Source organism: Natrinema sp. CRL1, from assembly GCF_059162405.1.
In genome coordinates this window covers 222,845-236,649 of sequence record NZ_JBLVOY010000002.1, presented here as the reverse complement: position 1 = coordinate 236,649, position 13,805 = coordinate 222,845, and the positions used below count along the sequence as shown (strand labels likewise).

Genomic DNA, 13,805 nt, shown 5'->3' with positions numbered 1-13,805 from the left:
CGGTTAGTGCAAGCCCAGTTCTATCGAAAGCTCCAAAGCCGTATACTGAAGCAGTGATCGGCTGGTGAGATGGTTCAGTCGAGCGATTCGTTGCCATTATTGATCTTTCTGCAATGAATGTTCTGGATTTAATACATTAGACGTAAGCGATAATATTGATGTCGCCGCCGACTGACATCTTCCGGGATCGATGTCTGTGTCATCAGCCTTAGAATAGGCCTCGAGCAACTGTTTAGCGCAGGAATTCGTCAGTTCGTCACCTCCGTCTCTTCCCGCGAACTGCTACCTCGTCCACGGACAACCGATGCTCCGTTATTCGCGACCCTCGAGCGACACACCCCACTCGAGGTCGTGATCGACGAACGCGGCCTCGTCTAACGGTTCGCCGCCTTCGAATCGGAACTCGCCAGAGACGGTTTTCCCCTCGAGCACACCCGGTAGCCACAGTCGGTCGTCCTCCCACATCCGATCGTAGGGCACGGTATCGACGGGAACCCACTCCGGATAGGCCTCCTCGGAGACGCTCGGCTCGCCCTCGAACGAGCGCGTACGGTAGACGTGACAGAAGGTGTGGCCTTCCCCGTCGAGCAGGAATCGGAGTTCGCCCGCCTTCTCGAGGTCGCGGACCTCGAGGCCGACCTCTTCTTCCGTTTCGCGGATCGCGCACTCTTGGGGGGTCTCGCCGGGTTCGCACTTCCCGCCGGGGCCGTTGTACCAGCCTTCGCCGAGCCCGCGGCGTTTCTCGATCAGCAATACGTCGTCGGTGTCACCGCCATCCCGGAGCGGGAAACAGAGCGTCGCCTCGATCATGGTTGGGGGTTCGCTCGGAGGGTGAAAAGGGTGTACGCTCGCCTCGAAGGAACCTCGCGTCGGTGGTAAAAACGGAGCGGGCCGAACGGTCGTTCTGCTATCGTGCCAGCACGGAGATGCCTCGACCTCCCCACCCGATTCGTTCGGACTCACGTCCTCACTCATCCCTCGCGTGCGTTCGAGCCGCGGTTCGCCGTCCGCTCACCGCGGCTCAGCACGCGCCACCGCAGCGTACGGACGAGAAATGCCGATTACCCGTCAGCATTCGAGAAGACGAACTCTCGGACCAGTTTCGCGGCCAGTGCGGCCGTCTGGCCGTCGTCGCGGTCGTTGACCTCGACCACGTCGAACCCGTCGGCCTGCGGTGCCACTTCGTGCACCACGTCGCGGAGTTCGCGGGGCTCGAGGCCGAACGGTTCCATCGTCCCGGTTCCCGGCGCGTAGCCGGGGTCGGCAGCGTCGATGTCCACACTCAGGTAGACCTCGCGGTCTGCGAGTCGGTCGCCGGGTGACCACTCGCCTACCTCCTCGGGCGGAACGACGGTCACGTCGTCTGCGGCGGCGCGTTCCCACTCGGTTTCGCTGCCGGTGCGAGCCCCGAGGAGAACGACCTCCTCGACGGCGTCGACGTCCTCGAGGATACGCCGGGTGACGGCGGCGTGGGAGAGCGGATTGCCGTCGTAGGCGTCGTGCAGGTCCAGGTGAGCGTCACAACAGACGAACACCTCGGGTTCGACCGCGCGTGCCCCCGCGAGGGAGACGGTGTGTTCGCCGCCCAACAGTAGCGGAACGGCGTCGTTCCAGACGACTTCCCGCAGGGTGCTCGTCAGGTACTCGAGGTAGTCGGAAACGTCGTTCCACGCACGAACGTCGCCGCGGTCGGCGACGCCGAGGGTCGAAAAGCGCCGGTCCGTCCGGCGGTCGTAATCGTCGAACGGCTCGGCAAAAGAACGGATTCGCCGGGGCCCAAAGCGGGTCCCCGGCTGAAAGGTCGTCGTTGCGTCCAGGGGCGCACCGACGACCACGAAGTTCGCGCCGTCACGGGTGGATCGATCCGCCGTGTCGGTCGCCTCGCGCTCGTCAGTCGCCCCGGGGAACATTAGACGATCTTTCGCTGGTCTTCCATCTCGAGGTACTCGATGTTCTCGTCGGGGGAGACATCGATATCGTCGGGGATGCGCATCGTGATCGTCTCGTAGGTCTCGAGGTCCATGACCTGCATGTCAGAGCCGTCGACGGAGACGACCTGACCGTTTTTGCGCTCGATGATCGGGACCCAGATCTTCGCGTCGACGGGCTGGGAGAGCGATCGCTTCTTCCCGTCGAAGACGCCTTCGGCCTCGACGCGAGCCTTGGCGCTGCCGTGTTTGCCCGGCTTCGCCGTCGAGTAGGCGTTGATCTTACACGGCGTGTCGTCGATCATGACGTAGCTTCCTTCCTGGAGTTCGCGAACTTCGGTCTGCTGTTTCGCCATGTCCCGGCGTAATCAATCGACGTGCATAAACCGTTTGGAATGGCCGCTGGCGTGCGTTCGATGTGCTAACAGGGCCGGTTCGGGCGAGGTTCAGTTCGGCTCAGTGTCGCGACTCATCGATTGACGAAACCCCCATCCTTTTCATGTGGAGGCTGCAACCGGACGAATGTCCGGGTAAAAAACTCACATCCAGGCTGGACCGCAGACCTCACATCCATCCAGTCCACCCCGGACTTCTTCGAAGCAGCCCGAAACCTGAAAGTCTACTGGCCAATTGCGAAGGTGTCGATACCGGTGGTGGCGACGAATCGCTCGAGTCGCCGTTCCAAGACCCCGATACACCGTAGTAAACCGGACGCCGGTAGCGACCCGTACCGACCGCTCTCAGCGAAATCCAACGGACTCCGTCGACAGCTCCAGCGGACTGCGCGGTAGTCCGTCCCCGACGTCGGGATCGTTGTACGCCCGCGGCGCGACGTCGTTCGGCCCGTTGGGGTAGCAAAGCGACGCCAGCCGCTGGATCTGGTCGCGGCCGACCCCGAGTTCGAACTGGCCGCCGCCGTACAGCCGAACGCCCCGCTCGTCGCAGTAGGAAATCGTCTCGCACAGCGACTCGAGCGAGCCAAATCGCGATGGCTTGATGTTCAGCCAGTCGGGTTCCCACGGCAGCGCTTCGATATCCGTGATCCCGTGAATCGGGGCGTCCCACGAGACCCGGGAGCGTACAGTGGAATCCTCGAAGAGGGAGCGCGTCTCGTCGGTCAGCGCCGGATCCTCGACGACGGCCTCGGGGAACGCCTCGAGGACGCGTTCGTACAGCGCCGGATCGGCCGGCACGTCCACCTCGGTTCCCTCGTACTGGCCCTTCAGATCGAGGATTTGGACTGCCTCGGTCCCGACGGTCTCGCCGATAGCCGCCACCAGCTCCGCGTCCCACGCCGGGATGGGATCGAGCTTGAACTCGAGGTCGGGCACCCGCTCGCGCAGCGACTCGAGCCGGTCGGTCGTCGGCGGCTCGCCGAGGCGGGTGCTGGCGACGAACCGGACGGGATCGGCCGTGCGGCCCAGTTCGCTCCCGAGGTCGGTCTCGGCCTGCCGGAGGGCGAGATCCAGCGCGGCGCTCTCTACCCCCCATCGCCGGTAGTTCCGAAAGACTTCTCGATCGGGCACGCCGCCCGGGAAGAGATCGAGATCGGCGAGCCGCGCGGAAAACGAGTCGATCGTCCACTCGCCGGTCAGGTCGGGCAGTCCCGTCTCCGCCAGTCGGTCGTGGTCTTCGGTCTCGTAGGTAACGTCCTCGCCGCGGCCGGTGGTTGTTCCGTCGCCGTCCGGTGCCGGCCCGATAAGCGAAACCTCCGTCGTGACGTGGGTGAACTCGCTCGAGGTCTCGCGCTCGAGGCGGCTGGTCGACGCCTCCTCGATCGTCAGCGGCAGGTCGGCAATTGCCTCGTACTCCATACCGGCCGTTCGGTCCCGGAGTGGAAAGAAGCTCGGGGCCGCCGCGGTCGGTGCGAAACGGGTCCTTCGGCCCACTCTCGAGACGCGCGTGAAGCGCCGAATCTCGGCAGGCTAGACCGTCTCGCCCGGGGACCGGCGCGTACTCGAGGGCACCGACACGGTCCGGGTATGAGACACTGGCTCGAGGTCGTCCGCTCGGAGAACGCGGTCGCGCCAGACGGCGTAGCCAGCCAGATTCCACGCGAGGCCGGGGGAGTGGTCGACGATCGCGCCCGAGACGTCCGGGGCGAACTCGGGGACCGCGTAGCGGTCGAAGACGGACGCGAGCGGCCCCGTCGAGAGGAACCGGTCGGCCGGGAAGTTGCCGTTTCCTTTCGGCTTGCTCCGGTCGTACTCGGGGTACCACTCGCCGAGCAGTCGCTTCGGGACGTGTTTTGGCTCGCCGTCGCGGACGTAGCGCTCGGGCGAGGAGAGTCCGAGCGCGAGTTCGGCGACCGCCTTGCCCGCAAAGGGCGTGTACATCTCACAACCCCGCGCGAGGCCGGCCTGTCGCCAGACGGTGACGGCGTCTTCACAGAAGAAGTCGATCCACTGCCCGACGTGGACGTGCCGCGCGTATCTGCCCCCGTCGGCGTCGGGGACCCGATCCATCGCGTACTCGTAGCGCTCGCGCTGTCGTCGTTCGTACCGTCGGCGACCGATGGTCTCGACGACCGAGGGCACGTCGGTGTAGACCGCAAACTGGAGCCCCTGTCCGTCGGGATCCGATGGATGCCGCCGGAGTCGCTCGAGCACGTCTCGGTGTTGCTTTAGTTTCGCCACGACCGGCGGGACGTACGCGAGATGGCGCGTCATCCAGACCTTGCGAGCGACCTCGAGCGAGCCGCCGAGGCCGAAGACGGCGTCCGCGACCTGGCCGCTGACGAGCGTATCGGTGCCGTCGAACTCGCGGTAGATGCCGTCGAACGTCGGCGTCTGGAGCTGGTGGGGCGGCATCCCCACCGCGTCGACGGCCGTCTCGAGGCGCTCGAGGTACGACGATTCGGACATGTCGACGACCTCGCGGTCGGTCTCGACGAGGTCGTTCGCCCGATCGGCGTACTCCCGCTCGAACTCGAGTTCGGGCGTGTCGAAGGCACCGGTCACGCTCTCGGTCGGGTTCGTCAGGTAGGGCTCGAGAACGGTCGAGTCGACGCCGCCCGAGAGCATGAGCGAGGCGTCGTCCGCGATCGGGGCACAGACCGCCGACAGCACCTCGTCAAGCCGATCGTGAGCGCTCGCAGGCGAGAGATCGGGCTCTGGCTCGAGCGTCTCCGTCAGTTCGGTTCGGGGTGTGGTCTCCCCGGGCGTCCACGTGAGCGTCTCGCCGTGACCGAGGCGGTGGATCCGCTCGACGTAGGAGTCGATCGGCGTCGTTCGATAGAGCAGGTGGTCGGCTTTCGCTCGGTCCGGTACCGTCCGATCGGCCGGCTCGAGCCGGGCGAGGGCGTTCCGGAACAGGTCAGTGAGCACCGGCTCACCGCTCGAGTCGAGGCAGTAGAACACCTCGTAGGCCGACGTGATGCCGCGGTGGGCGCGTATCGTCGACTCGTCCGCACGCGCAGAGAGGGCGATGATCGTTCCCTCACCGGGCAGCGAATCGTGGAGGGTTTTGACCGCCTCGAAACCCGCTCCGCCGTCGATCTCCGCGCGGAGTTCGTGTGCGTGCGTTCCACAGAGGACCCACTGGCGCTCGTCCCGACTGACGACTTCGGCGTTGGGATTCGCGAGCAGTACTGTCGGCATTGCTCGTCCGAACCAGCGCGTTGGACATTGTAATGGAATGAATACTCCGCTCGCAGCGATATTCAGTCACCGATGAACAGTCGATGCAGTCGATGAACAGTATCTCGTTACTCGTCGCGGCGCTGGCGCAGGTTCTGTCGAGTAAACTGTGGTCGCGCCCCGATCGAGCTCGGCGAGCGGAACGAACGGTAAAGTTGGATCATCACGAGCACCGAGAACATCGCCGCAACGACCGACCCTCTGGGGGCCTCGAGCGCGTAGAGGACGCCCATCGAGAACAGTGACATCGTGAGTAACATGCCGTAGACCAGCCGCTTGGCGAGGTCCTCGAAGACGTCCTCCGAGTCTTCGACGCCGATACGAACGTAGAGGTCGTCGCGGTCGAGTCGGTTGAGCGCTCGTTCGGCCTTGGGTGCGATCCGGGTCAGCGACTCGCCGGTCCGGCGGAGCTGGTTTCCCGTTTCGTCGAGATACTGCCGGATCGACTCCTCGCGATACCCCTCCTCGGTCAGGTAGTCGGTCGCGACCGAGATGAAGTCGAAGTCCTCGTCTAACGTGACACAGACGCCTTCGACGACGGTCGCGACCCGCAACACGAGCGCGAGGTTCTTCGGCAGCCGGAGCGGGAACTCGTAGATCGAGTCCTCGATCTGACCGACGATCTGGTTGACGCGGTACTGCTCGACGTCCTCGCCGCGGGCGTCCTGGATGGCGATCTCCATTACCTCGGCCATCACGCCGCGGTCGGCGTCCGGTGACAGCGTCCCGATCTCGACCAGTGCGTCGAGGATGCCGTCGATATCCTGGTTGGCGACGGCGATGTAGAAGTCGACGATCTTCTCCTGGACGAAGGGATCGACCCGCCCGGACATCCCAAAGTCGTAGAAGACGATCGCCCCCTCGTCGGTCACCGCGAGGTTGCCCGGGTGGGGGTCGGCGTGGAAGACCCCGTCGTCCATGATCATCTGCAGGTACGACCGCTCCAAGTTCTCCGCGATCTTCGTCCGATCGATCCCCTTGCGCTCGAGTGCCTCGAGATCGTTAATTTTCGTCCCCTCGATGTACTCCATCGTGAGCACGCGCGGCCCGGAGTGACTCTCGACGGCGTCGGGGATCAGAAACCGGTCGTCGTCCGCGAAGTTGCCCCTGATTTCGGCGAGCATCTCGGCCTCGCGCTCGTAGTCCATCTCCTCGCGGATGGTTTTCGAGAACTCCTCGGCCAGATTCTCGAGCGAGAACGACCGGGCGTCGTCGACGAAGTACAACAGGAGCGGCAGCGACCACTTGATGACGCGCAGATCGGCCCGGACGAGGGATTCGATTTCGGGCCGGCGGACCTTCACCGCGACCTCGCGGCCCCCCTCGCCGTCGGCGCGGGCCGCCGCCGTCTCACCGTCGCCGCTTCGATCCGTCCCGACGGCATCGGGATCGAGGCGCGCTCGATAGACCTGTCCCAGACTCGCGCCGCTGATCGGGTCGGTGTCGAACGCCGCGAAGTGCTCGTCGACGGGGCCGAGTTCGTCCTCGAGCACCCGCTTCGCGTCGGGCCACGGTGCCGGCGGCACGTCGTCTTGCAGCGACGCGAGCACGTCGATATACGCCGGCGGGAGCACGTCCGGCCGGGTCGACAGCAACTGCCCGAGTTTGATGAACGTCGGCCCCAGCGTCAGCAGCGACTCGAGTAATACCTCGGCTCGGTGGCGGTGGGTCTCGGGGTCGATCTGTCGGGGCCGACCGAACAGCAGGAAGCGCCGCCGATCGCGGGCGTAGGCGAGCAACAGCGGGAGGAACTGCCACGCGACGACGACGAACCGCTTATAGGCGCGGAGGGAGGCCAGCCTCTGTCACCCCGTTTAGGCGTCCTCGTCGACGATATCGATTGTCGTCTCCTCGCCCGCGCCGCGTTTCGGGAGCGTCAGCTCGAGGACGCCGCGGTTGACCGTCGCCTCGGCCCCGGCGTCGGAGGCGTCGTCGGGCAGCGGAAGCTCGGCCTCGAGAAAGAGCGAGCGGTTCTCCTCGAGGTAGCGGTAGTCGCCGGTTGGCTCTTTATCGCGGTGGGCGTCGATGGAAATTACTCCGTCTTCGATCGCGAGGTCGAGCGACTCGGCGGCGACGCCGGGCACGTCGAGTACGAGCAGATAGGCGTCCTCGCTCTCGAGCAGATCGAAGAAGACGTCCTCGGAGAGGTCCCGCAACGCGTCGCGGAGCGCTGGCATAGCTACAGGTTCGAACGCCGATACGAAAAAGGCCGCGGTCGCGGCGAGTCATCGGGCGCATACACGAGTTCGTATCGGATGCGGAACAGCAGCGTCCTGCTATCGTGGCAACACTGAGAGCCACACCCTCCCCAACCGATTCGTTCACTCCTTTCAGTCGCTCACTCATCCCTCGCACAGCATCGGTAGCCGCCCTCACTCTCGTTCGGACGGCTAACAGTGCGCGCCACTGCAGACCGGCTGACGCACGGAGTGAGGGTCGAGGTGCCCCCGCTCGAGCCATCGTCCGAACGAGAGACCTACTCGTTGCGACCCGAATCCACCCGCGAAGCGACCGCGTCGTAGACGGTTCCCCCTACGCTTTTGGCCTCCGGCGACCCGATTCAGGGTATGGAAGGTGCCGACCGCGAGCGTACGGAGGCCGGGTTCAAGGTTCGGACGCCGGTCGACGAGGCGCGCCGAATCCTGCGGGACGCAGTCGAGGAGAGTGGGGACGCCGACGCGGACATCCCCTGTGGGACCGAGACCGTCGACGTCGACCGCGCGGACGGTCGCGTCCTCGCGGCCCCCGTCACGTCCGCTCGAGACGTGCCCCACTACGAGCGGGCGGCGATGGACGGCTACGCCGTCCGGGCCGCGGACACGTTCGGAGCCAGCGACCGGTCGCCCGAAGTGTTGCGGATCGCCGGGCCGGGCGACTTCGGCGGCGAGCACGCCACGGCCGACCACATCGACCCCGGGACGGCCGCGCGGGTCCACACCGGCAGCGCGCTCCCCGAGGGTGCCGACGGCGTCGTCATGATCGAGCGGGTCACGGAACTCGAGTCGGCGGGCGAACTCGAGGTCGCGGACGCGATCGCGGAGGGTGAAAACGTCGCGCCCGTGGGGGAGGACATCGAGGAGGACCAGCACCTCTACGACGCGGGCCACCGGCTCCGGCCGTCGGATCTGGGACTGCTGCGGTCGGCGGGCTACGGCCGCGTCGCGGTCGCCCAGCAGCCGACGGTGGGCGTGGTTCCGACCGGCGAGGAACTCGTCGCGGGCGATCCCGGCCCCGGCGAGGTAGTCGAGACCAACGGACTCACCGTCTCGCGGCTGGCCCAGCGTTGGGGCGCAAAGGCGACCTATCGCGACGTCGTCACCGACGATCCCGAGTCGTTGCGCGTGGCGATCCAGCGGGACCTGACGAAGGACGTGGTCGTCACGACCGGCGGCTCGAGCGTCGGCGAACGCGATCTGCTCCCGGAGGTGATCGACGACCTCGGAGAGGTGCTCGTCCACGGCGTTGGGCTCAAACCCGGCCATCCCGTCTGTCTGGGACTCGTCGAGGACACCCCGGTGCTCGCGCTTCCCGGCTACCCCGTCGCTTGTATCGTCAACGCCGTCCAGTTCCTCCGGCCGGTGCTTCGCTGGCTCAAGGGAACAACCCCCGATCCCCACCCGATCACGCGGGCCCGCCTCGAGCGCAAGATCCCGAGCGAGCCCGGCACGCGGACGTTCGCGCGGGTGCAACTCGAGGAGCGCGATGGCGACGTGGACGACCTCGGCCCCGACGAGCCCCGATACGAGGCGATTCCGACGCGAGCGAGCGGGTCGGGCGTGCTCTCGAGCGTCGCGCTGGCCGACGGCTGGGTGGTCGTCGACGACGACCGCGAGGGGATTCCGGCCGGCGAAACCGTCGCCGTCGAAGACTGGGAACCGAACGCCTGAGCTATAGTAGCCACTGAAATTCAGTGCACACCTGACCGCATGACTACGTCGAGGTCAGTGTGTAAATCGTTTCAGTGGCTACTATAGCACCCGCGTACTCTTCGCCGGTGTCGCGCGACGAGCAGGAGTCCCACTACGAGGGCCACGGCTGCGATCGCCGTAGCGAGGACTGGCCGCTCGGCGGCGACGGAACCAGCGGCGGCGAAGAGCGACCGCTGTCGTCCGTAGTAGACGACCGCGCCGACGGCCGCGGAGAACAAGCCGATGCCGGCCGCCGTGTAGCCGCCGAACCGGGCCGGCGACATGCCGGCGAGGGCCGCCGGAATGGAGACGACGGACCGCAGCCCCGGCAGGAGCCGGCCCCAGAAAACCGACGACTTGCCCCAGCGGCGGAACCACTGCCGGCCGCGTTCGGTCGCGTCCTCGGAGACGTTGATCCGCTCCCGGAGGCGGCCGAGTCCGCGCGAGCCGGGGCCGCGAAACGCGTAGAACGGGACGAAGGCCCCGACGGTCCCGCCGACGGTCGCCGCCGCGACGAAGCCGAGAAACGAGAGCGGATCGACGATCAACATCGCGGCCGCGGCCGGAACGACGACCTCGCTCGGGAAGAACGGGAACAGCATCGACGTCTCGAGGAACGAAAAAAGCAACAGCGCGAGCGGGCCGTACAGTTGGATGAAGCGCAGTGCGGCCGTCCCGAAGTCCGCCATGGATCGGGTAAGATCGGGCGACGTATCACCGTTTGGTCGGCGCACTCGAGGGGACGGGAGACGGCGTTCGGATCACCGGAGCGCCTGCCGAACCGCATCGGCCAGCGCGTTCACGCGGGCGACGTGTTCGTAGGAGCCGTCGCGGACCCCGTTGGTCACGTAGGCAAAACCGATGTTTGCCGCGGGGTCGGCCCAGCCGACGCTGCTCCCGAGTCCGGCGTGGCCGAACGCGCGCTCGGGGGAGAGCGAGCCGTACGGCGCGACCGTCGTCCCGCCCTTCCAGAAGCCGAGCGCGAACCGAGCCTCCCGGCCGATCGTGCCGTCGGACTCCGTCTCGGCTTGCACCGTCGTCATCTCCTCGACGGTCTCGGGCTCGAGGATTCGGGTACCCTCGAGTTCACCGCCGTTTGCGAGACAGGCGTAGAAGCGGGCCATATCACCCGCCGTGCCGATGCCGTTGGCCGCGGGGATCACGGCGCGGTGGATCTCCTCGGAGTTGAACGGCGCGGCGACCTCGGCGTTGTCCCCGAGGCCCTCGCCGGGGTCCCGACAGCGGTCGAACGGGTCGAAGCCGACCAGCGTCGCGACGTCGTCGTCTTCATCCTCTCGGAGGCCAATCCCGGTGTCGTCCAGCCCGAGCGGATCGAAGACCCGCTCTCGAGCGGCCGTCTCGATCGGCGTTCCCGACACGCGCCGGACGAGTTCGCCGACCAGCCAGCCAAAGGTCAGCGCGTGGTAGGCCGGCGTCTCGCCGGGCATGAAATTGGGCTCCATTTCCTCGAGGTGCTCGACGACGGCGTCCCAATCGCCCCAGAGATCCGGCCGGTCGTCGATCTCGCCACGATTGAGTCCCGACGTGTGACTGAGCACCTGTCGTACCGTTATCTCGGCTTTCTCGGTTCCCTCGTCGGCGAACTCGGGCCAGTGGTCGACCACGCGGTCGTCGTACGCGAGGTCGCCCTCCTCGACGAGGGAGTGCAAGGTGACCCCAGCGTAGGGTTTCGTACTCGAGAAGAGGACGTGTCGCGTCTCGCGGGTCTCCGCAGGGCCGTCGGGCGCTGCGACCCCGCCCGCGAGGTCGATCACGGACTCGCCGTCGACGTAGACGGCCAACTGTGCACCGTGGTGGAGGCCGACCTCGAGGTGGCGATCGAAGAGCGCGGCGATGCGCTCGCGGTCGGTCTCGGACAGCCGTGACATGGCTCGCACCTCTTCGGGTGGACGCTTAATTATTGTTGTATGGGAACACGACACAGGAGAACGGAGGGGAACGCGGACCGCGGTGGCGACGGACAGCGGCCCGAATCGACCGACGTTTTTAGCCGCGGCGGCCGAAGGGCCGGTATGAACCGCAAGGAGTTCCGCGATCTCGCGACCCCCGACGAGGCCCGCGCGGCGATCGATTCGCTGGCCCTCGAAGGCGGTATCGAGCGCGTCCCGCTCGAGGACGCGCGCGGCCGGGTGCTCGTGGCGCGACTCGACGCCGAGCTCGACGTGCCCGGTTTCGACCGGGCGAGTCTGGACGGCTACGCGCTCCGGGCGCGGGACACGTTCGGTGCGGACGAGGCCGATCCCGCTCGCCTCGAGATCGTCGGCGAGGTCCACGCCGGCGAAGCACCGGACGTGGCACTCGAGGCGGGACAGGCTGCCGAGATCTCGACGGGCGCGGTGATGCCCGACGGCGCGGACGCGATGGTGCCGGTCGAGCGAACCGATACGGACGGGGACGGCGACGAGGTCCTCGTCCGTACCTCGGTCGTGCCCGGTGACAACGTCATGTTCGCCGGCGCAGACGTGGCTGCTGGCGAGCGGGCGCTCGGACCCGGAACGACGATCACGCCCCGGGACATCGGGTTGCTGTCCGCACTCGGAATCGACGAGGTGCCGGTCCGGGCGAAACCGCGCGTCGGCATCGTCTCGACCGGCGACGAACTCGTGCGGCCAGGTGACCCCCTCGAGAGCGAGCGCGGCGAGATCTACGACGTCAACAGCTACACCATCGCCGCGGGAGTCGAAGACGCGGGCGGGGAGGCCGTCCTCTACCCCCACGCTGGCGACGAGCAAGAGGAGATGGAGCGGATCCTCCGGACCGCGGCCGAAGAGTGCGACCTCGTGCTCTCCTCGGGGTCGACCAGCGCGAGCGCGGTCGACGTCATCTATCGGGTCATCGAGGAACAGGGCGAGTTGCTGCTCCACGGCGTGAGCGTCAAGCCCGGAAAGCCGATGCTGATCGGTCGGCTGGACGTCTCCGAGCCACGCTCGGACGGCTCGGAAGACGAACACCGTTCGTCTTCCGGCGACTCCGCCTACGTCGGGCTGCCGGGCTACCCCGTCTCCGCGATGATGGTCTTCCGAACCTTCGTCGCGCCGGCGATCCGCGAGGCCGCTGGGCGTCCCGAACCCGCGGCAGCCACCGTCTCCGGCCGGCTCGCACGGCAAGAGCGATACGAGGAGGGTCGCCACCGGCTCATGCCGGTCGGGATAGTCGGGGACGGCGACGGCGAGACGCTCGTCTACCCGGTCGACAAGGGCAGCGGCGCGACGACCAGCCTCGCCGACGCCGACGGCGTCGTGGAGGTCGGCCCCGAGACCGACTACCTCGAGGCGGGCGAACGCCTCACGGTCACGCTGTTTTCGCCGGACGTTCGGCCGCCGACGCTGTTCGGCGTCGGCGAGGACGACCCGACCGTTTCCCGGCTGCTCGACGGCCTCGAGAACCCGCGATACCTCTCGGTCGGCAGCCGACCCGGCCTGCGGCGGCTCCGCGACGGCGTTCCCGACGTGGCCGTCGTCGCGGGCCCCGTCGAACCGGAGTTCGAAGCGGACGAACTCGGCCGGTGGACCCGCGAGTGGGGGCTGGTCGTCCCCGCGGGCAACCCCGACGAGATCGAGGGACTCGCGGACCTGGTCGACCGCGACCTGCGCTTTATCAATCGGACGAGCGACTCCGGGCTGCGCTCGAGTCTCGACGCTGTGGTGGCCGACCTCGCGGAGGAACGCGAGTCGGACCGCCACGAGATCGCCGAGGCGATCGACGGCTTCGATCTGGGCCTGCGCGCTCACGAGAGTCCCGCTCGAAAGGTCATCGACGGCGACGCCGACGCCGGCCTCGGCCTGCGCGAAACGGCCGAACGGCTCGATCTCGGCTTCGTTCCGCTCGGCGAGCAGCCAATTCGGGTTCTTGCCAATCCGGATCGAACCAAAAAGGAGGGCGTTCGGGAACTCGAGCGAGCGCTGTCGGATATTTCGGCGGAGTAGCGGTACCGGTCCAGCACACGTCACAGGAATACAGACGGGGGAGTTGTTGCAGCGGTCTGTCTCATACGGTTTACTGTACGTCATTTCCGGCGCAACCGCGATCCGGGCGGCGGTTGCGCCGGGACATCGGTATAGCAATCCGTATCAAAGTAGTCGCGGCAGTCCGATTGCAACGAGTCCGATTCCGAGTAATCGATAGAGCCAGACTTCCGTTTTCGATATCGGAGGGTCGTTGCTGCGTCCGTAGCGCAGACTATAGGGATGCATTTTGCGCGGGACAACGATGTAGGCCACTCCGAGGAGTACCGTTCCGAGGGCAGCAAGTTGAATTAAAACGCTCATATGCTGTGCTGTTTTTGTGAGATGATTAAAACTACGGATGGA

11 protein-coding genes are annotated in these 13,805 nt (G+C 66.6%); 2 read left to right on the top strand and 9 right to left on the bottom strand.

Translation table 11 applies throughout. The annotated features are described in order from the left end of the window. Positions 1 to 312: 312 nt before the first annotated feature. The 7 genes from ACJYUO_RS06955 to ACJYUO_RS06925 all read right to left on the bottom strand — a co-directional run bounded on the left by ACJYUO_RS06955 (position 313) and on the right by ACJYUO_RS06925 (position 7,743). A complete protein-coding gene (locus ACJYUO_RS06955) occupies positions 313 to 810 on the bottom strand; it encodes an 8-oxo-dGTP diphosphatase (RefSeq protein WP_494344663.1) in 498 nt (165 codons plus the stop codon). A 251-nt stretch (positions 811 to 1,061) separates the two neighbouring features. Then, positions 1,062 to 1,910, bottom strand: coding sequence for an agmatinase (gene speB, locus ACJYUO_RS06950; RefSeq protein ID WP_494344662.1), 849 nt, complete (start codon positions 1,908 to 1,910; stop codon positions 1,062 to 1,064). Further along, positions 1,910 to 2,284, bottom strand: a complete 375-nt coding sequence (locus ACJYUO_RS06945; protein ID WP_006430558.1) for a translation initiation factor IF-5A — start codon at positions 2,282 to 2,284, stop codon at positions 1,910 to 1,912. Before ACJYUO_RS06945 ends, speB begins: the two co-directional genes overlap by 1 nt. 384 nt (positions 2,285 to 2,668) lie before the next feature. Further along, positions 2,669 to 3,742: an enolase-like domain-containing protein gene (locus tag ACJYUO_RS06940; protein ID WP_494344661.1), complete on the bottom strand. Its 1,074-nt coding sequence runs from the start codon at positions 3,740 to 3,742 to the stop codon at positions 2,669 to 2,671. 111 nt (positions 3,743 to 3,853) lie between these two features. Beyond that, a complete protein-coding gene (locus ACJYUO_RS06935) occupies positions 3,854 to 5,527 on the bottom strand; it encodes an asparagine synthase-related protein (protein WP_494344660.1) in 1,674 nt (557 codons plus the stop codon). Positions 5,528 to 5,634: 107 nt separating this feature from the next. Then, positions 5,635 to 7,305, bottom strand: coding sequence for an ABC1 kinase family protein (locus ACJYUO_RS06930; protein ID WP_494344659.1), 1,671 nt, complete (start codon positions 7,303 to 7,305; stop codon positions 5,635 to 5,637). A gap of 75 nt (positions 7,306 to 7,380) precedes the next feature. Beyond that, the gene (locus tag ACJYUO_RS06925; protein ID WP_494344658.1) at positions 7,381 to 7,743 is read right to left on the bottom strand and encodes an Hsp20/alpha crystallin family protein; all 363 of its coding nucleotides are present in this window, start codon (positions 7,741 to 7,743) and stop codon (positions 7,381 to 7,383) included. Positions 7,744 to 8,133: 390 nt separating this feature from the next. Between ACJYUO_RS06925 and ACJYUO_RS06920 the strand changes: the two genes are divergently transcribed. Then, complete coding sequence (locus ACJYUO_RS06920; RefSeq protein WP_494344657.1) at positions 8,134 to 9,453, top strand: molybdopterin molybdotransferase MoeA; 1,320 nt, start codon at positions 8,134 to 8,136, stop codon at positions 9,451 to 9,453. Positions 9,454 to 9,524: 71 nt separating this feature from the next. On the opposite strand, the gene ACJYUO_RS06915 is transcribed toward ACJYUO_RS06920, so the two are convergent. Further along, positions 9,525 to 10,163, bottom strand: coding sequence for a DedA family protein (locus ACJYUO_RS06915; protein ID WP_494344656.1), 639 nt, complete (start codon positions 10,161 to 10,163; stop codon positions 9,525 to 9,527). A gap of 72 nt (positions 10,164 to 10,235) precedes the next feature. Beyond that, positions 10,236 to 11,363, bottom strand: coding sequence for a serine hydrolase domain-containing protein (locus tag ACJYUO_RS06910; RefSeq protein WP_494344655.1), 1,128 nt, complete (start codon positions 11,361 to 11,363; stop codon positions 10,236 to 10,238). 144 nt (positions 11,364 to 11,507) lie between these two features. On the opposite strand from ACJYUO_RS06910, the gene ACJYUO_RS06905 reads away from it, so the two are divergent. Then, entirely contained in the window at positions 11,508 to 13,421 is a 1,914-nt protein-coding gene (locus ACJYUO_RS06905; protein ID WP_494344654.1) for a molybdopterin biosynthesis protein, read from the top strand. Positions 13,422 to 13,805 lie beyond the last annotated feature (384 nt).